We start from the raw sequence: 26,374 nt of genomic DNA, 5'->3' as shown, positions 1-26,374 counted from the left end.
AGGGGGCATTCTACTCGCTGTGCAGATTTGCATAAATCAACTCTGCGAGCTTTTTACTGATCCCGGGGGTTTTGGCAATTTCTTCGATGCTTGCACGAGACAGCTCCTGCAATCCACCAAAATGTTTCAACAAATCCCGCCGACGTGTTGGACCGACGCCAGCGACGCCTTCCAGTGTAGACGTCCGACGGGTTTTTCCACGCCGGGCGCGGTGCCCAGTGATGGCAAATCGGTGGGCTTCGTCGCGAATCTGCTGGATCAGATGCAGCGCGGGAGAATCGCCGCGCAAGGTGAACTCGTGCGCGGCATCGTTCAGGTACAGGGTTTCGAAACCGGCCTTGCGCGTCGCGCCTTTTGCCACGCCGAGCAGGATCAGATCAGGTACGGCCAGTTCATCGAGCACGTCACGGGCCATGGACAACTGACCTTTACCACCATCCACCAGCAGGATATCCGGCAGCTTGCCCTCCCCGTCCTTCAGTTTGCTAAAGCGTCGGGTCAACGCCTGGTGCATCGCCGCGTAATCATCGCCGGCCGTAACACCCTCGATGTTGTACCGGCGGTAATCGGACTTGATCGGGCCTTCGGGGCCGAAGACCACGCAGGACGCCACTGTCGCCTCGCCACTGGAATGACTGATGTCGTAGCACTCCAGGCGTTGTGGAGGCTCATCGAGTTTCAGCACCTCGGCCAGTGCATCGAAGCGCGCCGTAATGTGCTGACGATTCGCCAGGCGCGCATTCAGCGCCTGCTCGGCATTGGTCACGGCCAATTGCTGCCAGCGCGCTCGCGTACCACGCACGCGATGGCTGATGGTCAGTTCACGACCGCGCAGCTCGTCGATGGCCGCGATCAGTGTTGGAAAGTCATCGTGGACCACATTGACGATCAACTCGCTGGGCAAGTCGCGTTCAGGGCTGCTGATGAAGTATTGGCCAAGAAACGCGGCCATGACTTCAGAAACATCTTCTTCAATACCGACTTGAGGGAAGAAGTTCTTGCTGCCCAACACCCGCCCGCCCCGCACGCTGATCAAGTGCACACAGGCACCGCCCGGGTTGACGAACGCGGCGATCACATCGACGTCCCCGGTCCCGCCTTCCATGCTCTGCTGGTCCTGAACCCGGCGCAACAACGCAATCTGGTCCCGCAGCTCGGCCGCTCGCTCGAACTCCAGATTGATCGCCGCTTCTTCCATCCCGGCAGACAACTCGTCAGTCAGCGCGCTGCTGCGTCCTTCAAGAAACATCACCGAGTGGCGCACGTCTTCGGCGTACACCTGGGGTTCCACCAGCCCGACGCAGGGTGCCTTGCAGCGTTTGATCTGGTATTGCAGGCAAGGACGGGTGCGGTTCTTGTAATAGCTGTCTTCGCATTGCCGAACGAAAAACGTCTTTTGCAGCAGGCTCAGGCTTTCGCGGATCGCGCCGGCGCTGGGGTAAGGACCGAAATACTTGCCCTTGGCCTTTTTCGCACCGCGATGAATGCTCAGGCGCGGAAACTCTCCGTCGGAGAGAAAGACATAGGGGTAGGATTTGTCGTCGCGCAGCAGGATGTTATAGGGCGGGCGCCATTCCTTGATCAGCGTCTGCTCGAGCAGCAAGGCTTCGGTTTCGTTGGCGGTGATCGTCGTTTCGACCTGGGCGATACGTGCGACCAGTGCGGCGGTCTTGGGGGCAAGCCCGGTCTTGCGAAAGTAACTCGACAGGCGATTCTTGAGGTTTTTCGCCTTGCCGACGTAAAGCAACCGCGCTTCGCTGTCGAACATGCGATACACGCCGGGGCGCCCGCTGACGGTCGACAGAAAGGCGCTCGGATCAAAGGTTTCGGTCATTTTCAGAGGCTGGCGTCGACCATGCCATGACGCACCGCCAACAGCGTCAACTCGACATCACTGCTGATCGAAAGCTTTTCGAAGATGCGGTAACGGTAGGTGTTCACGGTTTTCGGGGACAGGCACAATTTGTCGGAAATGATCTGTACTTTCTGGCAGCCGACTATCATCAGCGCGATCTGGATTTCCCGCTCGGACAGGGCATCGAAAGGCGAGTCGTTGGTGGGCTGGAAGGACTTGATCGCCAGTTGCTGGGCAATTTGCGGGCTGATGTAGCGTTGCCCGGCGAACACCAGGCGGATGGCCTGGACCATTTCCGGCAAACCTGCCCCCTTGGTCAGGTACCCTGCCGCACCGGCTTGCAACAGCCGCGTAGGAAACGGGTCCTCTTCACACACGGTCACCGCGACGACCTTGATATCCGGATGACTGCGCAATAATTTGCGAGTGGCCTCAAGACCGCCGATACCCGGCATCTTGACGTCCATCAACACCACATCGGGTTTCAGCTCACGCGCCTTGAGCAGGGATTCTTCACCCGACTCGGCCTGGCCGACTACTTGCAGGCCATCGATGTCAGCCAGCATTCGTGTAATGCCTGTACGAACGAGATCATGGTCATCGACTACTAGCACCCTAATCAAGCAGACACCTCGCGATATGGTCTTATTGGGTTGCCAGACACCTTAGCAAAAAGCATCTGGCAGACCTAGCGGAAAGCATCAGATTAAAAGTTTCAATTCATCTTGAAAGGCCGGTCGCAAACGCGTTGCGCCAATGTCATGGATTGATATCAAGCTGCATTCTCAGGAAACATTCATCCTTACCCACCACTGTGAATCCCTTGCGCTCGTACAACGCCCGCGCCGGGTTATTTTCAAAAACCGTCAAGCGTAGCGCCGGTCGCCGCTCCTGGTACGCGACTGACAGTACCTGATCGATTGCCCAGGAACCAATGCCCTGCCCGCGAAACGCTTCGACGACCTGCAGTTCGCGGATGTACAACGCTCTGGCATCACGGCTCAAGCTCACATAACCCGGCAACTGATCACCGCTTGTCAGCATGCGGTTGTCCCGCCCTGCCCAGGCCACGTCAAAAGCTTCGTCCTGCCATATCAGGTCGTGCCGAATGTAGTAGCGCAGCATGTTTTTACAGGTCAGGTGGCGGGCGAAAGCCAGATCCTCTGGCGTGGCCACACGCCATGCGCAGTCCATCACGCTGGCTCCACGGCGACGACTTCCCCGCTCCAGCCCTCGCTGTTGCGCCGGGCCACAACCATCTGGCTGCCGGTACCGGTGGCGGCCGCAATCAACAAACCGTCCGACGCCCAGATCGCGCTGCGTCCTGCCGATCCCCAGCCACCTGTCGCACCACCATGATTGGCCATCAACACCACCATGGCGTGCTGCGCGGCATAGCCTTGCAGCAACGCGGTATCCGCGACGTAGCCGTTTTCCGTGATCAGCACGCCTGCGGCGTAGACATCTGCACCCTGGCACGCTGCAGCAGCGGCATGGCTGGAGTGGGAAAAGTCGGCGCAGACCGCCAGAGCAATAGTGTCTGTCCCGATGGTAAGGGGCGCCCCCCCGGCGCCCGGTGCAAACGCCACTTCTTCCCCGGGATGCAGATGCTGCTTGCTGTAGACCCCAAGCGAACCATCGGCCCCCAGCACCAGCGCACCGATCAGGACCGACTGGTTATCCGGCAGTCGAATCGGCATACCGACAACAGCCGTCACACCGACTGCCCGGGCGACGTCTCGCAGCGGTTGCAGAAGGGCGTCATCCGACACAATGGCCAGCTCGGCCGCGAGCCCGCGCTCGTAGCCGGTCAGCGACAATTCAGGGAACACCAGCAACTGCACGCCCTGCTCCGCGGCTGCCGCGATGAAGCGTTGGTGCCTGGCGATATTGCCAGCAATGTCTCCGGCGATAGAGATCGATTGGGCTGCAGCGATGGTCAGCGGTAACATGAAGCGTCCTTGTGTCGATGTGCTTTTGAACAGACGCAGAGTTTGTCACAACCCTCAGGCCACTCAAGCGATAGAAAACCCTGTCGCCGGCCAATAGCATTTTCTGATTGAATCTGCGCACCGGCCTCTAGTAAGCTCGACCCATCCATTGGAGACAGACCATGTTCAGCACCCTCTCACAGCTTCGTACCGCCAGCGCCCTGCGCTCGGTTGCGGCTGTCCGGGTGAACGACGGCTGTGCTCCGGTCAGCTTTTATTTTGGGTATTGGTTTAGCCACTGGCGCGCCTGATACCCACACGGCGCCCACTTTAAACGGGTCGCCACCAGAGAATTCTCAACCCCCGGTCGGCCTCCCGACCGGGGGTTTTGTTTTTTCAGCCCCAACGTTTTTAGCGACACACCAGACATTTAGAGGATTCAGAACATGAACTACGCCACTTATTACCGTTACGACAGTTTTACCGCCTGGCGATTTACCACCCACCGCTCGGGACAGCCTGCCGCCTCCGATCGGTCACCCACAGGTGGCAAGCGCACACACACCGCCAGTCTGGCCAATTGTCGAACACCCCAGTAGGGCCGAGCGAGCGGGCACGAACCCGCCACCAGCCCAGGAAGCCTTGAATATGAACTCGTCCGTCTCCGCACTGCCGCTATCCACCTTGAGCCCTGCCAATGAAGCGCTGACCCTGCGTCTGCCCAGCTCATTGCAACTCAAACAGCAATTGCCCCTCGGCAACCTCCTGACCCAGCAAGTCGCCACCCACCGCCAGGCGGTTCGCGCGATTCTCAACGGTGAAGACTCCCGTATGCTGGTCATCGTAGGCCCATGCTCGATCCATGATCCGGAATCAGCCCTCGAATACGCCAGCAACCTTGCCCGCCTCGCCACAGAAGTCAGCGACGAAATGCTCCTGGTGATGCGCGCCTACGTCGAAAAACCCCGTACCACGGTTGGCTGGAAAGGCCTGGCCTACGATCCGCACCTGGATGGCAGCGATGACATGGCCGCAGGCCTGACGCTGTCCCGCGAGCTGATGCGCGAAATGCTCCGCCTGGGTTTGCCCGTCGCCACTGAACTGCTGCAGCCGATGGCCGCCGGCTACTTCGATGACCTGTTGAGCTGGGTGGCGATCGGCGCCCGGACCACGGAATCGCAGATCCATCGGGAAATGGCCAGCGGCCTGGGCATGCCTGTCGGGTTCAAGAACGGGACTGACGGCGGTGTCGCTGTCGCCAGCGACGCCATGCGTTCCGCCGCCCATCCCCATCGCCATTTCGGTGTCGACAGCCAGGGACATCCGGCGATCATTCAAACCCCGGGCAATGCGGACACTCACCTGGTATTGCGCGGCGGCCATCGCGGGCCGAACTACGACAGCGCCAGTATCGCCCGGGTGAACAGTGACTTGGCCCGGCTCAGGATTCCGGCCCGCATCATGGTCGATTGCAGTCACGCCAACAGCGGCAAAGACCCGTTGCGCCAGCCGGCCGTGTTCAACGATGTGCTTGAACAGCGTCTGCAAGGTGATCGTTCGCTGATCGGCATGATGATCGAGAGCCATTTGTTCGAGGGCTGTCAGCCGTTGAGTTCGTCAATGCAATACGGTGTGTCAGTGACCGATGGCTGCCTTGGTTGGGCCGGGACAGAACAGCTGTTGCTTGAAGCGGCAGATCGGCTGCGAGTGCAAGACAACGCCCAATAACCGGCATCACCTGTCCGCCCTCCGGCCTTCATCTGAAGACTGGAGGGCAAATGGCGATCAATGCCCCATCAGGGATTGCACCTTAACCCGTGTCACCCCGGATTGTTGAGAGCTGTCATCAAGGCGCTCGACCGAACAGGAAACACGGATCGCAGAATCTCGATGCTCCCTCCAGAACCGGTAGGGAACGATGAATATCAACGGCTCGCCCACGGTGTCTCTGGTGATTTCTCGCTCGTCACAGTGGTTGAATTTCTCCCCCTCGCATCTCAGGCAAACCAGCTCCCCTTTTTCAGCCCTGGGGTTTTCGATGACGACAGTCACCCCATCCTGCACGTCATGCAGATCCACCCAGCCTTCGTCGGCTTCCAGCACAACGGGTGCTGGCAGTGGTCCCCGCTCCATCTTGCCAATCATCAGTGTCGTTACTTCAGAGTATCGAGGGCCATGTCCTGCTTGCTTGACGCAATAATCAACGGAAACGGAAGACCCCAGATTGGGCGCAATGCACTCCGGGCTGACCCAGAACGACAACTCATTGCCCACAGCAAAGGACTCGACCTTGAGTGCATCACTGAAGCTTGCTTCGAGCGAAACACCCGTCCAGGTCAGCAACACCCAGTCGCCCGCCGTCATGCGCGCATAGGGTTTGATTGTAACGATCGCCCCTTCCTTGACCCGATCCGGATCAAGCGTTCTGCCCACCGCGTCGTCCACCGTCGCGGGTAACAGGTCTGATTGCACATCACCCACACACAGCTGTAAACGATGGGAGTGCATGATCCCGGTAAAACGACTGCTCAAGAGCGAGTAGCTGATTTCGAGTGAACCACCGTCGAGCGCCTCGATATAAGCGCTACCCACAGCAAAGATCATGTCCTCGCCGACCCTGTCGTCACTGACGAAACGCGTCACCTGATGATTGCAGGCGAGGCCATCGGCATCCAGCCCCACCCAATTCAATAGCAATTTGTCGCCACAGGTCATGCCTGGGTAAGGACAGACCCTGATCACGGCTTTTCGGTCAGAGGGGTTCAGAACGCCGTTTTCCGCCTGCTCCAGTAAGGGCGGTGGCAATGGTCGCTGTACGAGATTCAAGGTGTCGGGTTCATAAACAGTCATTCATTCGCTCCAGTCCCTGGAATAAACACCGAACGGGTGGCCGGCTTGGGTGACGTGTATTTAACCTCACGACTACCCGCCGTGATGTCGGCCTCTCACTCAGCCTCGCTCGGAAAATCGATACATACGAAGTAGGTCTTTGATCAAGAGCAACCTGATTGCCGTGAAAAATCGTCAAACGATTCCGACTAAAACCTCAGCAAATCTTCAGCATTCACACTTGCACTATTCCGCTTTCCGGAGGTTTCAGCGGACTTTTCATACATCGCGCCAACCTCGAGTGTTTTAGAGTGAAACGCCATGCAGTCCCGACGAACTTCTGTGCAAAGGTGTGAATATGCAAAGGAATGCAAGCACTCGTTATCCAATACTGCTGATCCACGGCCTTTTCGGCTTCGAAAGAATCGGCAAGTTCGAGCTGTTTCACGACATCAGGCAGGCGCTGAGGAATGCCGGAGCAAGGGTGTTCGTTCCCCACTTGTCGGCCATCCATGACAACGAAGTACGCGGTAAGCAATTGCTCATGCAGATCGAGCGGGTACTGGAAGGAACCGGTGCCTGCAAAGTCAACCTCATAGGCCATAGCCAGGGTGCACTGGCCGCACGTTATGCCGCAGCGGTTGCACCACGCAGTGTGGCATCGGTGACTTCCGTCAGCGGGCCGAACCATGGCTCGGAGCTCGCCGATTTCCTGCGCAAGGCATTGACACCGGGCCGTCTGCCGGAACATGTGGCCGAGACGGTGGTGACCCTCTTCGCCGACTTCCTCGCGACCCTGAGCGACAACCGGTACCAGCCGCGCAACGCCATTGCCGCCCTCAATGCACTGACCACCGACGGCGTAGGCGCCTTCAATGACAAATACCCGCAAGGGCTGCCCGCCACCTGGGGTGGCAAGGGTAACGAACGGGTCAACGGTGTTCGTTACTACTCGTGGAGCGGCATAGTGCCTTCGAATGTGCTCAAAGAGGGGCTCAATGCGCTCGATCCGCTCAACGGTTTCTGTCGGCTCCTTTCCGGGTATTTCGTCACGGAAGCCGGGCAGAACGACGGTTTGGTCGGTCGCTTCAGTTCTCACCTGGGCACGGTTATCCGCTCCGACTATGCGCTGGATCACCTGGACACCCTTGGGCAGCCGGCAGGCCAGTTGCGCACAGGCGTCGACCCGGTCGAACTGTATGTCCAGCATGCCGAGCGCTTGAGAGCCGCCGGCCTTTAAGCGGCTACCTGCCGCGAATCCCGCATGGAGCGGAACTTTGAGGAGAAATAGCTCACTGAATCCGGTAGGCTGCGCATTTTACCGAATATTGAATGGAGTATTTTCCCATGGCCAGAGCCACTGCCCGTCACATCCTTGTTGCCTCGGAAGCCAAGTGCAACGAACTCAAGGCCCAAATCGAGGCTGGTGCCGATTTCGCCGAAGTTGCCAAGGCAAACTCCACCTGCCCTTCCAGCCGCCAGGGCGGTGATCTGGGTTCGTTCGGTCCAGGCCAGATGGTCAAGGAATTCGACACCGTGGTTTTCAGCGCGCCGCTCAACGTGGTCCAGGGCCCGGTCAAGACCCAGTTCGGTTACCACCTGCTGGAAGTGACCAGCCGTCAGGACTGATCGACGCTTGAGCTATTCAACGGCCCGCCTTTTGGTGGGCCGTTGTGTTTCACACACGTAATTCGGCTGGCGAGGGAAGCGCCGCTAGCGTACAAATTGTCGTTAACGACCACCCGGCTCTAAGGCTGACAATGCGACTGGCTTTCCCTACCTTGTTGTTCACGGCCGTGGCCCTGCTGTCGGGTGCCGCGGGTGTGAATGCAGCACCGCAACCGGCAATGACCGTGTACGGCGAACCGGCAAAATACCCTGCCGGCTTCAGTCATTTCGCCTACACCAATCCGCTGGCCCCCAAAGGCGGCACGATGCGGCGATCGGCGATCGAAATCGGGCAGTTCGACCATGTCTTGCCTTACATCGACAAAGGCATCGGCGTCACACAGATCGACGGTTTGCTCTATTCGCCGCTGGCCCAGCGCTCGCTGGACGAGCCGTACACCGTGTACGGCCTGGTGGCAGAGAAGATGGAGCGTTCCGAGGACGGCCTGTCACTGCGTTTCTACCTCAACCCCAAGGCGCGTTTTGCCGATGGCAAAGCCATTACCGCCGAAGACGTGCGCTATACCTTCGACCTGCTGATGACCCAGGGCAGCCTGCGTTACCGCACCCAGTTCGCCGACGTCAAAGGCGTGGAAGTGGAATCTCCTCTGACTATCCGCTTTGATTTCAAGAACAACGAAAATCGCACCCTGCCGCTGGATATCGCGACCCTGCCGGTGTTTCCCGAACACTGGTGGAAGACTCGCGATTTTGCCGGTGGCGGCGGCTATGAAGCGCCGTTGGGCAGCGGCCCCTATAAAGTGGGCAAGATCGATTCCGGGCGCAGCATCACCTTCGAACGCAATCCCGACTGGTGGGGCAAGGACCTGCCGGTCAGCCGTGGCCTTTACAACTTCGATCATTTCAGCATCGAGTACTTCGGCGATACCGACGTGGCGCGCCAGGTCCTGCGCGGTGGCGCCTATGACTACAACCGGGAATTTTCCGCCACCGGCTATTCCATCGGCTACGACAGTCCGGCACTGAGCGACGGTCGTCTGCAAAAGGCCCACCTCGCCACCGAGGCGCCGCAGCCGGCCCAGGGTTTTGTGTTCAATCTGCAAAAGCCCATGTTCCAGGACCGACGCGTACGCCAGGCGCTGGTGATGCTGTGGGACTTCGAGTGGAGCAACCGGCAGATGATGCGCGACATGTACATTCGCCAGCAGAGCTTTTTCTCCAACACCGATCTCGCCGCCCGGCAACTGCCGGATGCCGGGGAGCTGGCGATTCTCGAACCGCTGCGCGGGCAGATTCCCGACGAAGTCTTCACCCAGGTGTTCGAGGCGCCGAAGACCGATGGCAGCGGCGTGATTCGCGACAAGCAGCTACAGGCCCTGGACTTGCTCGAACAGGCCGGCTGGAAACCCGATGGCGACCAACTGGTCAATGCCGACGGCGAGCCGTTGAGCTTCACCTTCCTGGTCAGCCAGAACGGCATGGACCGTCTGCTGTTGCCCTATAAACGCACGCTGAAACAGATCGGTATCGACCTCAATATCCGCCGCATCGACTCGTCCCAGTACGTCAACCGCCTGATGAGCCGCGACTACGACATGATCGTCACCGGCTACCCCGTCACCACTTCTCCAGGAGGCGAACTGCTCAATTACTTCGGTTCCGAGGCGGCCACCGACCCGGGCTCCAACAACTACATGGTGTTGAAGAACCCGGCAGTGGACACCCTGATCACCGGGCTGATCCGGGCCAACACCCAGGCTGACATGCTGCATTACGCCCATGCCCTGGACCGGGTGCTGCAATGGAATTACTACTGGATTCCCAACTATTACCCGCCGGGCACCTCGACGGTGTGGTGGAACCGCTTCGGCATCCCGAACGTGCAAGCGAGCAATGACGAAGCCATCGAGAGCTGGTGGGAGATGAGCACCACGCCATTGACCAACCAACAGATGACGGCCGAGCGTATCCGCCGTGGCAAACCCGGAGGGCCGCACTGATGTGGGCTTACATACTGCGGCGCCTGCTGCTGATCATTCCGACGCTGGTGATCATTCTTCTGGTCAACTTTGTCATCGTCCAGGCGGCACCGGGCGGTCCGGTCGAACAGGCCATCGCACACTTGCAGGGCATCGGCGGTGCCGCGGTCGGCGGCGGCTCCGGCGAGCCCATGAACGGCAAGTCCCGGGCCAGTCGCGGGCTTGATCCGCAGCTGATCAAGGACATTGAAAAACAGTACGGCTTCGATAAACCGGCACACGAACGCCTCTGGCTGATGCTCACCAGCTACGCGCGCCTGGACTTCGGCAAGAGTTTCTTCCGCGGTGCCACCGTCACCGACCTGATCCTCGAGAAAATGCCCGTGACCATATCCCTCGGGCTCTGGGCGACGCTGATCACTTACCTGGTGTCGATTCCCCTGGGCATCCGCAAGGCCGTGCACCATGGCAGCCATTTCGATATCTGGAGCAGTACCGCGATCATCATCGGCTATGCCATGCCGGCGTTCCTGTTTGCGATGTTCCTGATCGTGGTGTTTGCCGGCGGCACTTCGCTGAACTGGTTCCCCGTTCGTGGACTGGTCTCGGACAACTTCGAATCGCTGTCGACCATTGGCAAAGTGGCCGATTACTTCTGGCATCTGGTGTTGCCGGTGACCGCGCTGGTGATCGGCGGCTTCGCCACGCTGACCATCCTGACCAAGAACTCGTTCCTCAATGAAATCACCCGCCAGTACGTGGTCACTGCCCGGGCCAAGGGTTTGAGTGAACGACGGGTGCTCTATGGGCACGTGTTCCGCAATGCCATGCTGCTGGTGGTATCGGGCATTCCCCAGGCGTTCATCAGTGTGTTTTTTGCCGGTTCCCTGCTGATCGAAGTGATCTTCTCCCTCGACGGCCTAGGCCGCATGAGTTACGAAGCAGCGGTTTCCCGGGACTATCCGGTGGTGTTCGGCTCGTTGTTCATCTTCACCCTGTTCGGCCTTTTGATAAAACTGGTCGGCGACCTCTGCTACACCCTGGTCGACCCGCGTATCGACTTTGCCGCGAGGAACGCCTGATGCTCAAGCTTTCACCGCTGGCGCGCCGGCGCTTCGAGCGTTTCAAGAAAAACCGTCGGGGCTGGTGGTCGCTCTGGCTGTTTGTCGGCCTGTTCCTGATGACCCTGGGCGGCGAACTGATCGCCAACGACAAACCGCTGATGGTCAGCTATCAAGGCCAGTGGTACTTCCCGGTGTTCAAGCGCCACACCGAACAGGAGTTCGGCGGGCAACTGCCGTTCCAGGCCGACTACCGCAGCGACTACGTGCAGAAGCTGATCAAGAAGGATGGTGGCTGGTTGCTCTTTCCACCGATTCCATTCAGTGACGACACGCCCAACTATGACCTGAACAAACCCGCTCCAAGTCCGCCCACCAGCGTCAACTGGCTGGGCACCGACGACCAGGCGCGGGACGTTCTGGCCCGGGTGATCTTCGGTGCCCGGGTGTCGATCCTGTTTGCCTTGATGTTGACGTTTGTCAGCGCGCTGATCGGCATTGCGGCAGGTGCCCTGCAAGGCTATTACGGGGGCTGGGTGGATTTGCTCGGCCAGCGCCTGCTGGAAGTCTGGTCCGGGTTGCCGGTGCTGTACCTGCTGATCATCCTGTCGGGGTTCGTCGAGCCGAATTTCTGGTGGCTGCTGGGAATCATGGCACTGTTTTCATGGCTGGCCCTGGTGGACGTGGTGCGCGCCGAGTTCCTGCGCGGGCGCAACCTGGAATACGTCAAGGCCGCGCGCGCGCTGGGCCTGACCGACCGCAAAGTCATAGTCCGGCACATTCTGCCCAATGCCATGAACGCGACCTTGAGCTACCTGCCGTTCATTCTCACCGGGGCGATTTCCACCCTGACGGCACTGGACTTCCTCGGCTTCGGCATGCCGGCGGGCAGCGCTTCCCTGGGCGAACTGATCGGCCAGGGCAAGCAGAACCTGCAAGCGCCATGGCTGGGCCTGACGGCGTTCTTCACCCTGGCGCTGATTCTTTCTTTACTGGTGTTTATCGGCGAGGCGTTGCGAGATGCCTTCGATCCGAGATCTTGAGCGGACGGCTGCAATGACCAACCTGATCGAAATCCGTGACCTCAGCGTGGCCTTCAGTGGCCAGACCGTGGTGCGCAATCTGTGCCTGGACATCCGCCCCGGCGAATGCCTGGCGCTGGTGGGCGAATCGGGGTCGGGCAAGTCGGTGACGGCCCACTCGATCCTGCAACTGCTGCCGCAAACCGATACCCGGACAACGGGCAGCATCCGCTATCGCGGCCAGGAACTGGTGGGTGCCGATGCCGGCAAGTTGCGACAACTGCGCGGCAACCGCATTGCGATGATCTTCCAGGAACCGATGACGTCCCTGAACCCGCTGCACAGCATCGAAAAACAGATCGGCGAAACCTTGCTGGTGCACAAAGGCCTGGCAGGCAAAGCGGCGCAGGCACGGATCCTTGAACTGCTGCACCTGGTGGGCATCCAGAAACCCGAGGAACGCCTCAAGGCCTATCCGCATCAACTGTCCGGCGGCCAGCGCCAGCGGGTGATGATTGCCATGGCCCTGGCGTGCGAACCGGAACTGCTGATTGCCGACGAACCGACCACCGCGCTGGATGTGACGGTGCAGCGCAAGATCCTGCTGCTGCTCAAGTCCCTGCAACAGCGGCTGGGCATGTCGCTGCTGCTGATCAGCCACGACCTGAATCTGGTGCGCAGCATCGCCCAGCGCGTGTGCGTGATGAAGGCCGGGGAAATCGTCGAGCAAGCGCCGTGCGAAACCCTGTTCACTGAACCGAAGCACCCTTACAGCTGCGTATTGCTGCACGCCGAACCCGAGGGCGAAGCCTTGCCCCGGGATGAGCGCGAAAACGTACTGGAGGTGAACGATCTGCAGGTGCGGTTTCCCGTCAGTGGCGGCCTGTTCCAACGCAAGACCTGGCTGCGTGCCGTCGATGGCATCAGCCTGAACATACAGCGCGGCAAGACCTTGGGCATTGTCGGTGAATCCGGTTCCGGCAAGTCCACGCTCGGTCAGGCGATCCTGCGTTTGCTCGATTCCGAAGGCGGCATCCGCTTTCAGGGCCAGGCGCTGGACGGCCTGACGCAAAAACAGCTAAGGCCGTGGCGCAAGAAAATGCAGGTCGTGTTCCAGGATCCCTTCGGCAGCCTCAGCCCGCGAATGTCGGTGGCGCAGATCATCAGCGAAGGCCTGGAAGTGCACAGCCAGTTGAGCCCCCAAGAGTGCAACGCCGAAGTGATCCGCGCACTGAGCGAAGTCGGCCTCGACCCGCAAAGCCGTCATCGCTATCCCCACGAATTCTCCGGTGGTCAGCGCCAGCGCATCGCCATCGCCCGGGCGCTGGTGCTCAAACCGGCGCTGATCCTTCTCGACGAACCGACCTCGGCGCTGGACCGCACGGTGCAGAAACAGGTGGTCGCCCTGCTCCGCCAGCTCCAGGAAAAGCACGGTCTGACCTACCTGTTCATCAGCCACGACCTGGCGGTGGTGCGCGCCCTGGCCCACGACATGATCGTGATCAAGGACGGCAAAGTGGTGGAGCGCGGCGCCAGCCATGAGGTGTTCGATTCGCCACAGCACCCGTATACCAAGGAGCTGTTGGCGGCGGCGTTGTTGGGGCAGGCATAATCTTGCCGTTGGACCGCGGCGCGGCCTTCGCGAGCAGGCTCGCTCCCACAGTTGATCTGTGTCGTTCACAAATCCCCTGTGGGAGCGGGCTTGCCCGCGAAGGGGCCAGTACAGGCAAAACATAATCAGGATCAGCCCCCATGAACACCACCGAAAGCCTCAAGGACTACCAGCGCGTTCGCCTGCTGGCGATCCGTTCATTGTTCGAAATCATCGAGCAATCGAGCGAGGGCACGGTGATTGTCGACCGCGATGCCAACATCGTCTGGATGAATGAGCGCTATGCCCGGCGCTTCGGCCTGCAATCGGCGCAAGTGGCGATCGGCAAGCCCTGCGAAAGCGTGATCCCCGGCAGCCTGTTGCGTGAAGTGGTGCGCACCGGCCGGCCGATTCTGCTGGACATGCAAGACACCCCAAAAGAACCGCTGGTGGTCATGCGCCTGCCGATTCACGACGATGCCGGCGTGGTGATCGGCGCCATCGGTTTTGCCCTGTTCGACGAACTGCGCAGCCTGTCGCCGATGCTCAAACGCTACATGAGCATGCAGGAAGAACTGGCCTCCACCCGCTCGCTGCTGCGGGCGCGGCAGACCAAATACAACTTCGCCCATTTCATCGGCACCAGCGCCGCCAGCCTGGAAGTCAAACGCCGCGCCCGGCGCAGTGCAAGTACCGAATCTCCGGTACTGCTGCTCGGCGAAACCGGCACCGGCAAGGAGTTATTGGCCCAGGCCATCCACAATGCCTCACCCCGTGCGCACAAGGCGTTTGTCAGTATCAACAGCGCGGCGATTCCCGAATCACTGCTGGAGGCCGAATTCTTCGGCACCGCCCCCGGCGCGTTTACCGGTGCCGACCGCAAGGGCCGCGCCGGCAAATTGCAGATCGCCCAGGGCGGCACATTGTTCCTCGACGAAATCGGCGACATGCCGCTGCCCCTGCAAAGCAAACTGCTGCGGGTGCTGCAGGAAAAGGAATTCGAACCGGTGGGGTCCAATGAGGTAATCCAGAGCGATGTACGGGTGATCGCCGCGACCTCGACCGACCTGGAAGCGGCGATCAAACGCGGCGAGTTCCGCGCCGACTTGTACTACCGGCTCAACGTGCTGCCGATCCAGGTGCCGCCCCTGCGCGAGCGCCTAGATGACGTGCCGGCGCTCAGCGAAGCGATTCTCGAGGAACTGCGCAGCCAGCATGAACTGCATCACGAAGCCCTGGAATTGTTGGGGCAACACGCCTGGCCGGGGAACATCCGGGAATTGCGCAATGTGCTGGAGCGCGCGGCGCTGCTCAGCGATGACTTGCGCCTGACGGCGGCAGACATCCGCGCGGCGATTGGTACGTTCACCCGGGTTGAGCGCGTGGCGCCCTTGGCCCAGGAGCCCTTTGCCCATGAAACCTTCAGTGCGGCGCGGGAGCGATTTGACCGGCAACTGATCGAAACGACCCTTGCGCAATGCGGGGGCAAGGTCATTGAGGCGGCGACGCGACTGGGGCTGGGGCGGTCGACGTTATACAAGAAGATGGTGGCGTTGGGGATTGCTGAGTCTCTCTAAAGAGACATGAATCTCCATTGTTAGACAGACCTTCGCGAGCAAGCCCGCTCCCACAGGAGAAAGCATTCCGCCTGACCCACTCTGTCAACTGTGGGAGCGGGCTTGCCCGCGAAGAGGCCGGCACTCCCAATACAAGTCTCAAACAAGAGACAGCAATCCCAAATCAGTTCACCAACTTCAGAATATATCCTTATATTTCAACAAGTTAAGTACTTGGCACAAAACCCGCTATACACCTCTGCTACCCAGTTCCACCCTACAAAAATAACAACCCAGGAGACACACCATGAGTGTGATCATTGCCTTGGCAGCCCTCGCGCTGCTGATGCTGGCTGCCTACCGTGGCTATAGCGTTATCCTTTTTGCCCCGATTGCCGCCCTCGGCGCAGTCCTGCTCACCGACCCCTCTGCCGTCGCCCCCGCTTTCACCGGGGTGTTCATGGAAAAAATGGTCGGTTTCATCAAGCTGTATTTCCCGGTGTTCCTGCTCGGCGCAGTGTTCGGCAAGCTGATCGAACTGTCCGGCTTCTCGCGCTCGATCGTCGCCGCGGCGATTCGCCTGCTCGGCACCCGCCAGGCGATGCTGGTGATCGTGCTGGTCTGCGCCTTGCTCACCTATGGCGGCGTGTCACTGTTTGTGGTGGTGTTCGCGGTCTACCCGTTTGCCGCTGAAATGTTCCGCCAGAGCAACATCCCCAAGCGCCTGATCCCGGCGACCATTGCCCTGGGCGCGTTCTCGTTCACCATGGACGCCCTGCCCGGCACGCCACAAATCCAGAACATCATCCCCAGCACCTTCTTCAACACCACTGCCTGGGCGGCGCCGTGGCTGGGCGTGATCGGCACGATCTTCGTGTTCTGTGCCGGCATGCTGTTTCTCCAGCGTCAACGCAACAAGGCACAGCGCGCCGGTGAAGGTTATGGATCCGACCTGCGCAACGAGCCGGAAACCGCCCCCGACCTCAAGCTGCCCAACCCGTGGCTCGCGCTGTCGCCACTGTTGGCGGTAGGCATCATGAACCTGCTGTTCACCCATTGGATTCCGCAGGTGTACGGCAAGACCCACAGCCTCTCGCTGCCAGGCATGGCCGCACCGGTAACCACGGACATCGCCAAGCTCACGGCGATCTGGGCGGTACAGGCAGCCTTGCTGGTCGGCATCCTCATGGTGCTGGTGTTTGGCTACAAGGCGATCAGCCGCAAACTCGCCGAAGGCAGTAAAAGCGCAGTCAGCGGCGCGTTGCTGGCGGCGATGAACACCGCCTCGGAATACGGCTTCGGCGCGGTGATCGCGTCCCTGCCGGGCTTTCTGGTGTTGGCCGACTGGCTCAAGAGCATTCCCGACCCACTGGTCAACGAAGCGATTACCGTGACCCTGCTGGCCGGCATCACCGGCTCCGCCTCCGGTGGCATGAGCATTGCGCTGGCGGCCATGTCCGAGCAGTTCATCAGTGCCGCCCATGCGGCGAACATTCCGCTGGAAGTGCTGCACCGGGTCGCCGCGATGGCCAGCGGCGGCATGGACACCCTGCCGCACAACGGCGCGGTGATTACCCTGCTGGCGGTCACCGGGCTGACCCACCGCGAGGCTTACAAAGACATTTTCTGTATTACGCTGATCAAGACCCTGGCGGTTTTCGTGGTGATCGGCACTTTCTACGCCACTGGCATTGTGTGAGGTATACATGACGACTCTTTCGGGCAAGACCGCACTGGTCACCGGTTCCACCAGCGGTATCGGCCTGGGGATCGCCCTCAGCCTGGCCAGGGCCGGGGCCAACCTGATCCTCAACGGCTTCGGCGATGCCACCCAAGTAATCGCCGAGGTGGAACAGTTTGGCGGCAAGGTCGGCCATCACCCGGCCGATGTCAGCGACCCGGCACAAATTGCCGACATGATCGCCTACGCCGAGCGTGAGTTCGGCGGCGTCGATATCCTGGTCAACAATGCCGGCATTCAACATGTGGCAGCGGTGGATGAATTTCCGGTGGAGCGTTGGGATTCGATCATCGCGATCAACCTGTCGTCGGTGTTCCACAGCACCCGTTTGAGCCTGCCGGGCATGCGCGCCAAGGGCTGGGGCCGGGTGATCAACATTGCCTCGGTGCATGGCCTGGTCGGTTCAGTGGGCAAGTCCGCCTATGTCGCCGCCAAGCACGGGGTGATCGGCTTGACCAAAGTGGTCGCGCTGGAAACCGCGACCACCCAGGTCACCTGCAACGCGATCTGCCCAGGCTGGGTACTGACGCCGCTGGTGCAGAAACAGATCGACGATCGTGCCGCCAGAGGCGTTGACCCACAGCAGGCGCAGCATGATCTGCTCGCTGAAAAGCAGCCATCGCTGGAGTTCGTGACACCGCCGCAACTGGGTGAACTGGTGCTGTTTTTGTGCAGCGACGCCGGCAGCCAGGTGCGGGGCGCGGCGTGGAATGTGGATGGTGGGTGGTTGGCGCAGTGATCATCTGTTAGACCGCATCATCGTTCATCGCGAGCAGGCTCGCTCCCACATGGAAATGTGATCCCCTGTGGGAGCGGGCTTGCCCGCGAATGGATCTAAAGACATAAGAAGAGGCAAACCATGTCCGACATCCTCTGGCAACCCGACGTCAAACGCATCGGCAAGACCCGCATGGAGGCCTTCCGGCGCTTCATCAATCAGCGGTATCACCTCAAGATTGACGACTACCCGGCCCTGCACCAGTGGTCCATCGAACAACGCCCGGATTTCTGGCAGGCCATCGTCGATTTCTTCGACATCCGCTTCCACGAACAACCCGACGCCGTGCTGCTCGAAGGCCCGCAGATGCCCAGCGCCCAGTGGTTCCCAGGCGCCACGCTGAACTTTGCCGAACACCTGCTGCAGCGCCGCGATGATGCAATCGCCGTGGTAGCCGTTGGCGAAAACGGTCAGCGTGAACATTTGACCTGGGCCGAGCTGGCAGAGCATGTCGCCGGCTTTCAAAACGGCTTGATCGCCGCCGGCGTCGGTGTGGGTGACCGGGTCGCCGCGTGCATGCCCAACACCTGGCAAACCCTGGTGGCCATGCTCGCCACCACCAGCCTCGGCGCTGTCTGGTCCTGTTCTTCACCGGACTTCGGCACCCAGGGGGTGGTTGACCGTTTCGGCCAGATCGAACCGAAAGTGCTGGTGACCTGCGCCGGCTACCGCTATGCCGGCAAAGAGATCGACCAGACCGCCAAGATCAACGAGATCCTCCAGCGCCTGCCGTCACTGCAACAGCTGATCGTCGTGCCTTACGCTCGCCCACAGGCGCACATCGAACACTTCAACAGCCCGGCCAACGTGACGCTGTGGGACGATTTCTACGCACCCGGCGGCGAGCCGGATTTCGTCCCGGTGCCCTTCGCCCATCCGCTGTACATCCTCTACTCCAGCGGCACCACCGGCGTGCCCAAATGCATCATCCACAGCACCGGCGGCGTACTCCTGCAACACGTCAAGGAACACGGCCTGCACTGCGATCTTGGCCCCGGCGAGCGCCTGTTCTACTACACCACGTGCGGCTGGATGATGTGGAACTGGCTGGTCTCGGCCCTCGCGGTCGGCAGCGCGGTGGTGCTGTACGACGGCTCGCCATTCCACCCTGACCCGCAACGCCTGATCGACCTGATCGACGACGAAGGCATCAGCGTCTTCGGCACCAGCCCGAAATACCTCGCCACCCTCGAAAGCAGCGGCATCAAGCCTCGTGACAGTCATGACCTGGGCAGCCTCAAGACGTTGCTGTGCACCGGCTCGGCGCTGTCGCCCCAGAGTTACGACTTCGTCTATCGCGACTTCAAGCCTGACCTGTGCCTGGCCTCGATGTCCGGCGGCACCGACATCGTCTCGTGCTTCGTCAACGGCAACCCTGTGTCGCCGGTGCGGCGCGGCGAAATCATGGGCAAGAGCCTGGGCATGGCCGTCGAGGTATGGAACGACGCCGGCCAGCCGGTGATCGGCGAAAAAGGTGAGCTGGTCTGCACCCGGCACTTCCCGGCTATGCCCGTTGGCCTGTGGAACGATGCCGATGGCGAAAAGCTGCGCCAGTCCTATTTCAGCCTGTTCCCCGGCGTCTGGGCCCAGGGCGACTACGCCGAACAATTGCCCCATGGCGGGATGATGATCCACGGCCGCTCCGATGCCGTGCTCAACCCCGGCGGCGTGCGCATCGGCACGGCAGAGATCTACCGCCAGGTGGAAAAGATCCCGCAGGTGCTCGACAGCGTGGCCATCGGACAGCAATGGCAGGATGACGTACGGGTGGTGCTGTTCGTACGCTTGCGCGACGGGCTTGAGCTGGACGAGGCATTGCAACAACAGATCCGCCAGACGATTCGCGCCAACACCACGCCGCGTCATGTGCCGGCGAAGATTGTCGCGGTCACCGACATTCCCCGGACCATCAGCGGCAAGGTGGTTGAACTGGCGGTGCGCAACGTGGTGCATGGACAGAAGGTGAAAAACACCGATGCCCTGGCCAATCCCGAAGCGCTGGAGCAGTACCGCGATCGTCCAGAACTCCAGGATTGACTGTAGGAGCGAGCTTGCTCGCGATAAACCCGAGAGCGCCACGGGGCACCTGCCAACCCGCGTTATCGTTGACGACCATCGCGAGCGAGCTCGCTCCTACAGGGTCCTGTGTCGCTTAACCGTTCACCATGACGGTTCCTCCACAATCGATCACCTGTGCAAGAATAGACGCCAGCTAAAGCGACTCAGGCGCAGGACTCCCGGATGAACGCAATACCCACCGCCAGCGATGCCCAGGCCCTGATCGCCCGGATCGACTGGGCAAGCAGCCCGCTGGGCGCTGCCAGCACCTGGCCACAGAGCCTGCGAACCGCCGTGGACATCGTCATTCACTCACCGATGCCGATGCTGCTGCTATGGGGCCCGCAACTGACACAGATCTACAACGACGGCTTCGCCCTGCTCACCGCAAGCAAGCATCCGCAAGCTTTCGGACAACCGACACACCTGATCTGGCCAGAGTTGAAAGACTTTACCGACCCGATCTACAGCGCCGTCCTGCAAGGTCAGGTACGAACCTACAGCGAGCAGCGCTTTACCCTGCAACGTGAGGGCCAGGAGTCCGACTTCTGGCTCGACCTGACCTACAGCCCGATCCGCGACGAAGGTGCCGAGGTGGCCGGGATCCTGGTCACCGCCATCGAAACCAACGAACGCCGGCGCATCGCCCTCGAACTCGAACAACGCTCGGCGGCCAGCCTCAAGGCCCAGCGTGAAACCGAGGAACGCCTGCAACTGGCCCTCGCCGCCACCGATGCGGTCGGCACTTGGGACTGGGACATCAGCGAGGACCGTTTCGTCGCCGATGTGCATTTTGCCCAGCTCCACGGCGTCGACCCGGCCATGGCCAACCAGTTGCCGATCAGCGCATACCTGCACGGCGTACACCCGCAGGACCGCGCCCTGATTGCCCGCAGCATCAAGCACTGCATCACCCACGGCAGCGAATACGCCGAGGAATATCGCCTGTTGCAAACCGACGGCCAGATGCGCTGGGTGTTTGCCCGCGGTCGCTGCTACAAGGACCATCACGGCCGGCCGATCCGATTCCTCGGCGCCGCCCTGGACCTGACCGAGCGCAAACTCACCGAACAGGCCCTGCGCCAGAGCCAGACCGAGCTGCAACTGATCATCAACGCCATGCCGGTCCTGATCAGCTACGTCGACCGCGAAGAACGCTTTCGCCTCAACAACGCGGCGTACCTCGACTGGTACGGGCTGACGCCGCAAGAGCTATACGGGCGAACCATTCTTGAAGTGCTCGGCGAAGAAGCCTACGCGCTACGCGCCCCGTACATCACCGAGGCACTGTCCGGCCGGCCCTGCTGTTTCAGCATCAGCACACCGCACCGCGACGGCAGCCTGCGCCAGGCCTTGATGAATTACCTGCCGCGCCACGGTGCAGATGGTGCGGTCAACGGTTTCTACATCTTCGTGATCGACGAAACCGAACGCAAAATGACCGAAGAAGCCTTGCGCAACCTGAACGAAACCCTTGAGGAACGGGTGGCCGCCCGCACCCGACAACTGGCCGAGGCCAACGAGCGTCTGCAAAACGAGATGTTCGAGCGTGAGCGTGCCGAAGACGCCTTGCGCCATGCCCAGAAAATGGAAGCCGTCGGCCAGCTGACCGGCGGTATCGCCCATGACTTCAACAACATGCTCACCGGCATCATTGGCAGCCTCGACCTGATGCAGCGCTACATCGCCGAAGGCCGCGCCAGCGAGATCGGCCGGTTCACCGAGGCGGCAGTGTCCTCGGCCAACCGTGCCGCCGCCCTCACCCATCGCTTGCTGGCGTTCTCCCGGCGTCAGTCGCTCAATCGCACGCCGCTGAACCCCAATGACCTGATTCGCTCGCTTGAGGACCTGCTCAGACGTACCAAGGGCGACCACATTGAACTAAAGCTGCAACTGGCCGAGCACACCTGGCGGGTCAACACCGATGTCAGTCAGTTGGAAAACGCCCTGCTCAACCTGGTGATCAACGCCCGGGACGCCATGCCAGGCGGCGGCGAGTTGCAGATCGAAACGACCAACGTGTACCTCGACGGCAGCGACATCACGACCCTGGAACCGGTCAAGGCCGGCGACTACGTGATGATTGCCGTCAACGACAACGGCACCGGCATGACGCCCTCGGTGCTAGCCAAGGCATTCGACCCCTTCTTCACCACCAAGCCCATCGGCCAGGGCACCGGCCTGGGTTTGTCGATGATCTACGGTTTTGCCCAGCAATCGGGGGGCCATGTCAGCCTGTTCAGCCTGCCCGGACGGGGCACCAGCGTGCGTTTGTACCTGCCGCGCCTGCATTCGACCGAGCCGGAAAAAGTCTTGTCACCCGTGGTCGGCGAGGCGCCAGCGGCGATTGCCGGCGAAACGGTGATGCTGGTCGAGGATGATGCGGCGGTGCGCATGTTGGTACTGGACCTGCTCAAGGAACTCGGTTACCGCGCCCATGAAGCTGAAGATGCCAAAGACGCGCTGCCGGTGCTGGAGTCCGACCTGCGGGTGGACCTGCTGGTGACCGACGTGGGGTTGCCGGGCATGAACGGCCGACAACTGGCAGAAATCGCCCGCCAGCATCGTCCCGGACTGAAAGTGTTGTTCATGACCGGTTACGCGCAGATCGCTGCCGAGCGCCAGGGTTTCCTTGAAGAAGGCATGGACATGGTGACCAAACCGTTTTCCATCGACCTGCTGGCCAACAAGATTCGCACGATGATCGGTCAACCGGACTGAGTTGAGGCATAATCGCGCCCCCCCGCTGCCACCCACATAACCAGCATCGTTGCAAGGTAACCGCCCCATGAAAGCTCAAGCCCGCCATATCCTGGTGAAAACCTCGGAAGAAGCCGAGCAGCTCAAACAACGCATCGCCAAGGGTGAAGCGTTCGATGTGCTGGCCAAGAAGTATTCGACTTGCCCGTCGGGCAAGCGCGGCGGCGACCTCGGCGAAGTGCGGCCGGGGCAGATGGTTGGCGTGATCGATGCGGTGATCTTTAAGAAACCGCTGCGGGTGGTGCATGGGCCGATCAAGAGCAAGTTCGGGTATCACCTGGTGCAGGTGTTTTACCGGGATTGATGCAGTTGGCTTGAGGGCCTCTTCGCGGGCAAGCCCGCTCCCACATTGGAATGCGACCAACTGTGGGAGCGAGCTTGCTCGCGATGGCAGCACCTCGGTCCTGAGCCTTAGAAACAGGTTTCCATGGTCTCGATGACGTTCAGTTGCTCATCGACCAGACAGCCGACACGCCACTTGTCGAACGTCAGGCACGGGTGCGAAGTGCCGAACGAAATGATGTCGCCGACCCGCAGATCAACCCCCGGCGCCACGGTCATGAACGCATGCTGGTCCATGACCGTGGTGACTTTGCAGGCACTCACGTCATCGCCGCTGGCCGGCACCACGCCCGCCTTGTAGCGTCGCAACGGCACCGGCAAACCGGCGTCGTAGGCGACGTCGCGCTTGCCCAGGGCAATCACCGCAAACCCCGGCTCCGGCAACGACTGCACATGCGCCCACACTTCCAGCGCCGGGCGCAGGCCTTCGTGCAGGTCGCTGCGACGGTCGAGCACGCAGCACTGCGCCTGCTTGTAGATACCATGGTCGTGAGCCACGTAACTGCCGGGACGCAGCACGCTGAGGAAGCGTCCGGCGGCGTTCTGTGCTTCGAAGGACTCGGCAATCAGGTCATACCAGGCCGACCCCGACGCGGTGATGATCGGCTTGGCAATGGCGAAGGCGCCGCTGTCCTGCAACTGCACCGCCAGACGCACCAGCGACGCGGCGAAATCGCGGATACCGGTCACGGCGTGATCACCATGGATCACCCCTTCGTAGCCTTCGATCCCGGTCAGGGCCAGGGCCGGTTGCGCAGCGATGGCCTTGGCCAGGTCGAGCACTTGCTGTTCGCTGCGGCAACCGCAACGCCCGCCGACCACGCCGTATTCGATCATCACGTTCAGGCGCACGCCACGGGAGGCGAAGTAGGCACCGAGGTCGGCGACGTTGTCCGGGTGATCGACCATGCAATAGAAGTCGAACGTCGGGTCGGCCAGCAGGTCGGCGATCAATGCCATGTTCGGCGTGCCGACCAACTGGTTGGCCATCAGGACACGGCGCACGCCATGGGCGTAGGCAGCGCGGGTTTGCGTAGCGCTGGCCAGGGTGATGCCCCAGGCACCGGCATCCAGTTGGCGACGGAACAACGCCGGGGTCATGCTGGTCTTGCCATGGGGCGCCAGTTCCGCTCCGCTGTCGCTGACGAACGCCTGCATCCAGCGGATGTTGTGTTCCAGCGCCTCGCGATGCAGTACCAACGCAGGCAGGCTGACATCACGCACCAGGCTGGCACCGATGGGCGCCGCGCCTTTATCCACGCTGGCAGTTTGGGGGGCAGAAGACATGGTCGAACTCCTCGTTCACGCGGCTGCAGGTAGCCGCTGTTATTCGTTGATGCGACGGGCCAGGTTGTTGGCGCTTGCGATCAGCACCCATCGGTAAACGCATTCCATATGTGGGAGCGGCGGTGCGACGATTGGACTTGCTCGCGAAGAATTCACCGCAAACCTCAAGCCTTTTTCTTGTACGCAATGCAGTCGATCTCGACCTTGCAGTCGACCATCATGCTCGCCTGCACACAAGCCCGCGCCGGGGCGTGCTCGGGTTTGAAGTACTCGGCGAAGACCTTGTTGAAGCTGGTGAAATCCCGCGGATCCTCCAGCCACACGCCAGCACGCACCACATCTTCCAGGGCATAACCGGCCTCTTCAAGAATCGCGATCAGGTTCTTCATGGTCTGGTGGGTCTGTTCGACAATTCCGCCCGTAATAATCTCGCCGTCCACCGCCGGCACCTGCCCGGAAACGTGCAGCCAGCCATCGGCTTCAACGGCGCGGGCGAAAGGACGAGGCTGACCGCCAGCGGCGGTACTGCCGGTGCCGTAACGAGTAATGCTCATGAGTGTTTCTCCTGATTGAAAACTGAAAGATCAAAAACGGGGGCTTTTGAGAAATTCCGCCAGTCGTGGCGATTGCGGGCGTTCGAACAGGTCCTTGGGGGGGGCTGGCCGTTTTGAGCAGGATTTTGTGCATGGTTTTGAGTCTGTGTCATGGCAAAGCCATCTTCCCGTCAAACAAGTGCTAGCGATAGCTACAGGGTGAAGTGATAACGCTCAATCAGTGTGCACATGACCACGACATGCCACAGTTCCATCTGCGTCCAGGCCGGCTGTCACTACTGTCAACTCTGACAGTAGACCTGCGCAAGACATGTAGAAATACTGGAGTCTCATCTGATTCATACCCCCCATTCAAGGGAATGTGAAATGAAGACGCCAAAGGGATTATGTTTCTGTGCCTTACTGGGAGTTGGATTAGCAGGCTGTAACGTTCAACAGGAGATGTCTGTCACCTCCGTAACCGAAGAATGCAAATATCTGGTCAACGGAAAATTTATCGGCCAAAACGGTCCGGAAGTTTGCGTCACGACACCGCTGTCAAAAAGCGCCACATCGATTACGGGAACTATCGTTGGTACCGGAACAACGGGGCCGTTCATGGTGACTGCATTAACCAGCGATGGAACCATCCTTAAACAGGTCACCACCCTCGCCAATGGTGACTTCGCAATGACCCCGCTAAATCTGCAGAGCCTGCCTGGCAAGGGGATTTCAATCTCGGTTTTTGTTAACGATGTCAGTTCGCCTCCCACCAAACTGGTCGTTGGGCAAGAACCCCCGGCGAAGTGCAGGCAAGGCACCCCCGGGTTTCCACTGTGCGGTACTTACCCTGGCGCGATTTTCTTCCCGATAAAAACGTCCATCACCACAATATTCTTGCTTCCCCCCGGAGACGTCTTTGGGGGCGCAACGGTTATCCCGAATTTTATGGGGTTGAATTTTATCAATTGGAAGCCGGACAGAACCATTGCATATCAAATGTCCGTCGCTCCGTTACAGCCTGGAGATGAATCTCGTGTTTATGCGGAGAACAAAAACAACGAGTCGTTTGCCTACCTCGTGTCGCAAACAGTTCTTGCCAATAAAAAACAAGAATGAAAAATCGAGGTTTCCAAGAAAAAAGACATCTGGATAGCTGGGGCAACTCTGGAAAATATCGAGTCAATTCAAGCGTGGAGCAAGGTCGGTGATGTACAAAATCATTGAAGACGAAGTGTTGAAAAACATCGGCGCCGGCTGAGGTTAAAGCCGAGTTTTCCAGCATGAGTTTGATCGGCTACACACCTATTGCCTATTGATCTACTCAACTGCGCCAATTCACCAATTTCCATTGCGGCCTCATTTTCCTGCTTGACATTAAAGTTAACTTTAAGCTTAGCCTCTACTCATCAGTATGAGGAG

The 26,374-nt window shown here is 60.3% G+C and carries 21 protein-coding genes; 14 read left to right on the top strand and 7 right to left on the bottom strand.

Going from position 1 to position 26,374, the window contains the following annotated elements:
• Positions 1-10: 10 nt before the first annotated feature.
• The 4 genes from uvrC to Q8X48_RS14330 form a co-directional block, all read right to left on the bottom strand.
• Positions 11-1,834 carry an excinuclease ABC subunit UvrC gene (gene uvrC / locus Q8X48_RS14345; RefSeq protein WP_015094912.1) on the bottom strand — a complete coding sequence of 608 codons (1,824 nt, stop codon included), beginning with the start codon at positions 1,832-1,834 and terminating at the stop codon, positions 11-13.
• Positions 1,835-1,836: 2 nt separating this feature from the next.
• Positions 1,837-2,478, bottom strand: coding sequence for a response regulator transcription factor GacA (gacA, locus tag Q8X48_RS14340; RefSeq protein ID WP_008015884.1), 642 nt, complete (start codon positions 2,476-2,478; stop codon positions 1,837-1,839).
• A 136-nt stretch (positions 2,479-2,614) separates the two neighbouring features.
• Complete coding sequence (locus Q8X48_RS14335) at positions 2,615-3,049, bottom strand: GNAT family N-acetyltransferase (protein WP_407802519.1); 435 nt, start codon at positions 3,047-3,049, stop codon at positions 2,615-2,617.
• The gene (locus Q8X48_RS14330) at positions 3,049-3,807 is read right to left on the bottom strand and encodes a carbon-nitrogen hydrolase family protein (RefSeq protein ID WP_407802520.1); all 759 of its coding nucleotides are present in this window, start codon (positions 3,805-3,807) and stop codon (positions 3,049-3,051) included. The genes Q8X48_RS14335 and Q8X48_RS14330 overlap by 1 nt, the downstream gene beginning before the upstream one ends.
• 627 nt (positions 3,808-4,434) lie before the next feature.
• Between Q8X48_RS14330 and Q8X48_RS14325 the strand changes: the two genes are divergently transcribed.
• Positions 4,435-5,514, top strand: coding sequence for a 3-deoxy-7-phosphoheptulonate synthase (locus Q8X48_RS14325; protein ID WP_126045607.1), 1,080 nt, complete (start codon positions 4,435-4,437; stop codon positions 5,512-5,514).
• 57 nt (positions 5,515-5,571) lie between these two features.
• On the opposite strand, the gene Q8X48_RS14320 is transcribed toward Q8X48_RS14325, so the two are convergent.
• Positions 5,572-6,636 (bottom strand): hypothetical protein, encoded by a 1,065-nt coding sequence (locus tag Q8X48_RS14320; RefSeq protein ID WP_407802522.1) that lies wholly within the window; start codon positions 6,634-6,636, stop codon positions 5,572-5,574.
• A 337-nt stretch (positions 6,637-6,973) separates the two neighbouring features.
• Between Q8X48_RS14320 and Q8X48_RS14315 the strand changes: the two genes are divergently transcribed.
• The 12 genes from Q8X48_RS14315 to Q8X48_RS14260 all read left to right on the top strand — a co-directional run bounded on the left by Q8X48_RS14315 (position 6,974) and on the right by Q8X48_RS14260 (position 23,094).
• Positions 6,974-7,855 carry an esterase/lipase family protein gene (locus Q8X48_RS14315; RefSeq protein WP_407802523.1) on the top strand — a complete coding sequence of 294 codons (882 nt, stop codon included), beginning with the start codon at positions 6,974-6,976 and terminating at the stop codon, positions 7,853-7,855.
• Between the two features lie 107 nt (positions 7,856-7,962).
• Entirely contained in the window at positions 7,963-8,244 is a 282-nt protein-coding gene (locus Q8X48_RS14310; RefSeq protein ID WP_015094906.1) for a peptidylprolyl isomerase, read from the top strand.
• 131 nt (positions 8,245-8,375) lie between these two features.
• Positions 8,376-10,244, top strand: a complete 1,869-nt coding sequence (locus Q8X48_RS14305) for an extracellular solute-binding protein (RefSeq protein WP_095966786.1) — start codon at positions 8,376-8,378, stop codon at positions 10,242-10,244.
• Complete coding sequence (locus Q8X48_RS14300) at positions 10,244-11,305, top strand: microcin C ABC transporter permease YejB (protein WP_407802524.1); 1,062 nt, start codon at positions 10,244-10,246, stop codon at positions 11,303-11,305. The genes Q8X48_RS14305 and Q8X48_RS14300 overlap by 1 nt, the downstream gene beginning before the upstream one ends.
• Positions 11,305-12,327 carry an ABC transporter permease gene (locus tag Q8X48_RS14295; protein ID WP_007974697.1) on the top strand — a complete coding sequence of 341 codons (1,023 nt, stop codon included), beginning with the start codon at positions 11,305-11,307 and terminating at the stop codon, positions 12,325-12,327. Before Q8X48_RS14300 ends, Q8X48_RS14295 begins: the two co-directional genes overlap by 1 nt.
• A 13-nt stretch (positions 12,328-12,340) precedes the next feature.
• The gene (locus Q8X48_RS14290; RefSeq protein WP_217838220.1) at positions 12,341-13,918 is read left to right on the top strand and encodes an ABC transporter ATP-binding protein; all 1,578 of its coding nucleotides are present in this window, start codon (positions 12,341-12,343) and stop codon (positions 13,916-13,918) included.
• 140 nt (positions 13,919-14,058) lie between these two features.
• Entirely contained in the window at positions 14,059-15,474 is a 1,416-nt protein-coding gene (locus Q8X48_RS14285; protein WP_407802526.1) for a sigma-54 interaction domain-containing protein, read from the top strand.
• Positions 15,475-15,760: 286 nt separating this feature from the next.
• On the top strand, positions 15,761-17,152 hold the full coding sequence (locus tag Q8X48_RS14280) for a GntP family permease (RefSeq protein WP_407802527.1): 1,392 nt from the start codon (positions 15,761-15,763) through the stop codon (positions 17,150-17,152).
• 7 nt (positions 17,153-17,159) lie between these two features.
• Positions 17,160-17,933 (top strand): 3-hydroxybutyrate dehydrogenase, encoded by a 774-nt coding sequence (locus Q8X48_RS14275; RefSeq protein WP_407802528.1) that lies wholly within the window; start codon positions 17,160-17,162, stop codon positions 17,931-17,933.
• Positions 17,934-18,053: 120 nt separating this feature from the next.
• Positions 18,054-20,009, top strand: coding sequence for an acetoacetate--CoA ligase (locus Q8X48_RS14270; protein WP_407802529.1), 1,956 nt, complete (start codon positions 18,054-18,056; stop codon positions 20,007-20,009).
• A gap of 204 nt (positions 20,010-20,213) precedes the next feature.
• Positions 20,214-22,751, top strand: coding sequence for a PAS domain-containing hybrid sensor histidine kinase/response regulator (locus tag Q8X48_RS14265; RefSeq protein ID WP_407802530.1), 2,538 nt, complete (start codon positions 20,214-20,216; stop codon positions 22,749-22,751).
• A gap of 67 nt (positions 22,752-22,818) precedes the next feature.
• Positions 22,819-23,094: a peptidylprolyl isomerase gene (locus Q8X48_RS14260; protein WP_007898282.1), complete on the top strand. Its 276-nt coding sequence runs from the start codon at positions 22,819-22,821 to the stop codon at positions 23,092-23,094.
• Between the two features lie 107 nt (positions 23,095-23,201).
• On the opposite strand, the gene Q8X48_RS14255 is transcribed toward Q8X48_RS14260, so the two are convergent.
• Together Q8X48_RS14255 and Q8X48_RS14250 are read right to left on the bottom strand one after the other, a co-directional pair.
• The gene (locus Q8X48_RS14255) at positions 23,202-24,419 is read right to left on the bottom strand and encodes an amino acid deaminase (RefSeq protein ID WP_407802531.1); all 1,218 of its coding nucleotides are present in this window, start codon (positions 24,417-24,419) and stop codon (positions 23,202-23,204) included.
• A 164-nt stretch (positions 24,420-24,583) separates the two neighbouring features.
• Entirely contained in the window at positions 24,584-24,973 is a 390-nt protein-coding gene (locus Q8X48_RS14250; RefSeq protein ID WP_015094895.1) for a RidA family protein, read from the bottom strand.
• A gap of 366 nt (positions 24,974-25,339) precedes the next feature.
• Here Q8X48_RS14250 and Q8X48_RS14245 point away from each other — a divergent pair, with 366 nt between their 5' ends.
• Positions 25,340-26,071 (top strand): hypothetical protein, encoded by a 732-nt coding sequence (locus Q8X48_RS14245; RefSeq protein ID WP_407802533.1) that lies wholly within the window; start codon positions 25,340-25,342, stop codon positions 26,069-26,071.
• Positions 26,072-26,374: the final 303 nt, after the last annotated feature.

The sequence above is a fragment of the Pseudomonas sp. QLc11A genome (genome assembly GCF_052112305.1).
In the GTDB taxonomy this organism is placed as follows: Bacteria; Pseudomonadota; Gammaproteobacteria; order Pseudomonadales; family Pseudomonadaceae; genus Aquipseudomonas; species Aquipseudomonas laurylsulfatiphila.
This window is presented reverse-complemented; position numbering and strand designations above follow the sequence as displayed.

Bases quoted from the DNA above. Each gene is read 5' to 3' on its own strand.
- uvrC (WP_015094912.1), bottom strand. From the start codon at position 1,834: ATGACCGAAACCTTTGATCCGAGCGCCTTTCTGTCGACCGTCAGCGGG.
- Q8X48_RS14335 (WP_407802519.1), bottom strand. From the start codon at position 3,049: ATGGACTGCGCATGGCGTGTGGCCACGCCAGAGGATCTGGCTTTCGCC.
- Q8X48_RS14330 (WP_407802520.1), bottom strand. From the start codon at position 3,807: ATGTTACCGCTGACCATCGCTGCAGCCCAATCGATCTCTATCGCCGGA.
- Q8X48_RS14325 (WP_126045607.1), top strand. From the start codon at position 4,435: ATGAACTCGTCCGTCTCCGCACTGCCGCTATCCACCTTGAGCCCTGCC.
- Q8X48_RS14320 (WP_407802522.1), bottom strand. From the start codon at position 6,636: ATGACTGTTTATGAACCCGACACCTTGAATCTCGTACAGCGACCATTG.
- Q8X48_RS14315 (WP_407802523.1), top strand. From the start codon at position 6,974: ATGCAAAGGAATGCAAGCACTCGTTATCCAATACTGCTGATCCACGGC.
- Q8X48_RS14310 (WP_015094906.1), top strand. From the start codon at position 7,963: ATGGCCAGAGCCACTGCCCGTCACATCCTTGTTGCCTCGGAAGCCAAG.
- Q8X48_RS14305 (WP_095966786.1), top strand. From the start codon at position 8,376: ATGCGACTGGCTTTCCCTACCTTGTTGTTCACGGCCGTGGCCCTGCTG.
- Q8X48_RS14300 (WP_407802524.1), top strand. From the start codon at position 10,244: ATGTGGGCTTACATACTGCGGCGCCTGCTGCTGATCATTCCGACGCTG.
- Q8X48_RS14295 (WP_007974697.1), top strand. From the start codon at position 11,305: ATGCTCAAGCTTTCACCGCTGGCGCGCCGGCGCTTCGAGCGTTTCAAG.
- Q8X48_RS14290 (WP_217838220.1), top strand. From the start codon at position 12,341: ATGACCAACCTGATCGAAATCCGTGACCTCAGCGTGGCCTTCAGTGGC.
- Q8X48_RS14285 (WP_407802526.1), top strand. From the start codon at position 14,059: ATGAACACCACCGAAAGCCTCAAGGACTACCAGCGCGTTCGCCTGCTG.
- Q8X48_RS14280 (WP_407802527.1), top strand. From the start codon at position 15,761: ATGAGTGTGATCATTGCCTTGGCAGCCCTCGCGCTGCTGATGCTGGCT.
- Q8X48_RS14275 (WP_407802528.1), top strand. From the start codon at position 17,160: ATGACGACTCTTTCGGGCAAGACCGCACTGGTCACCGGTTCCACCAGC.
- Q8X48_RS14270 (WP_407802529.1), top strand. From the start codon at position 18,054: ATGTCCGACATCCTCTGGCAACCCGACGTCAAACGCATCGGCAAGACC.
- Q8X48_RS14265 (WP_407802530.1), top strand. From the start codon at position 20,214: ATGAACGCAATACCCACCGCCAGCGATGCCCAGGCCCTGATCGCCCGG.
- Q8X48_RS14260 (WP_007898282.1), top strand. From the start codon at position 22,819: ATGAAAGCTCAAGCCCGCCATATCCTGGTGAAAACCTCGGAAGAAGCC.
- Q8X48_RS14255 (WP_407802531.1), bottom strand. From the start codon at position 24,419: ATGTCTTCTGCCCCCCAAACTGCCAGCGTGGATAAAGGCGCGGCGCCC.
- Q8X48_RS14250 (WP_015094895.1), bottom strand. From the start codon at position 24,973: ATGAGCATTACTCGTTACGGCACCGGCAGTACCGCCGCTGGCGGTCAG.
- Q8X48_RS14245 (WP_407802533.1), top strand. From the start codon at position 25,340: ATGAAGACGCCAAAGGGATTATGTTTCTGTGCCTTACTGGGAGTTGGA.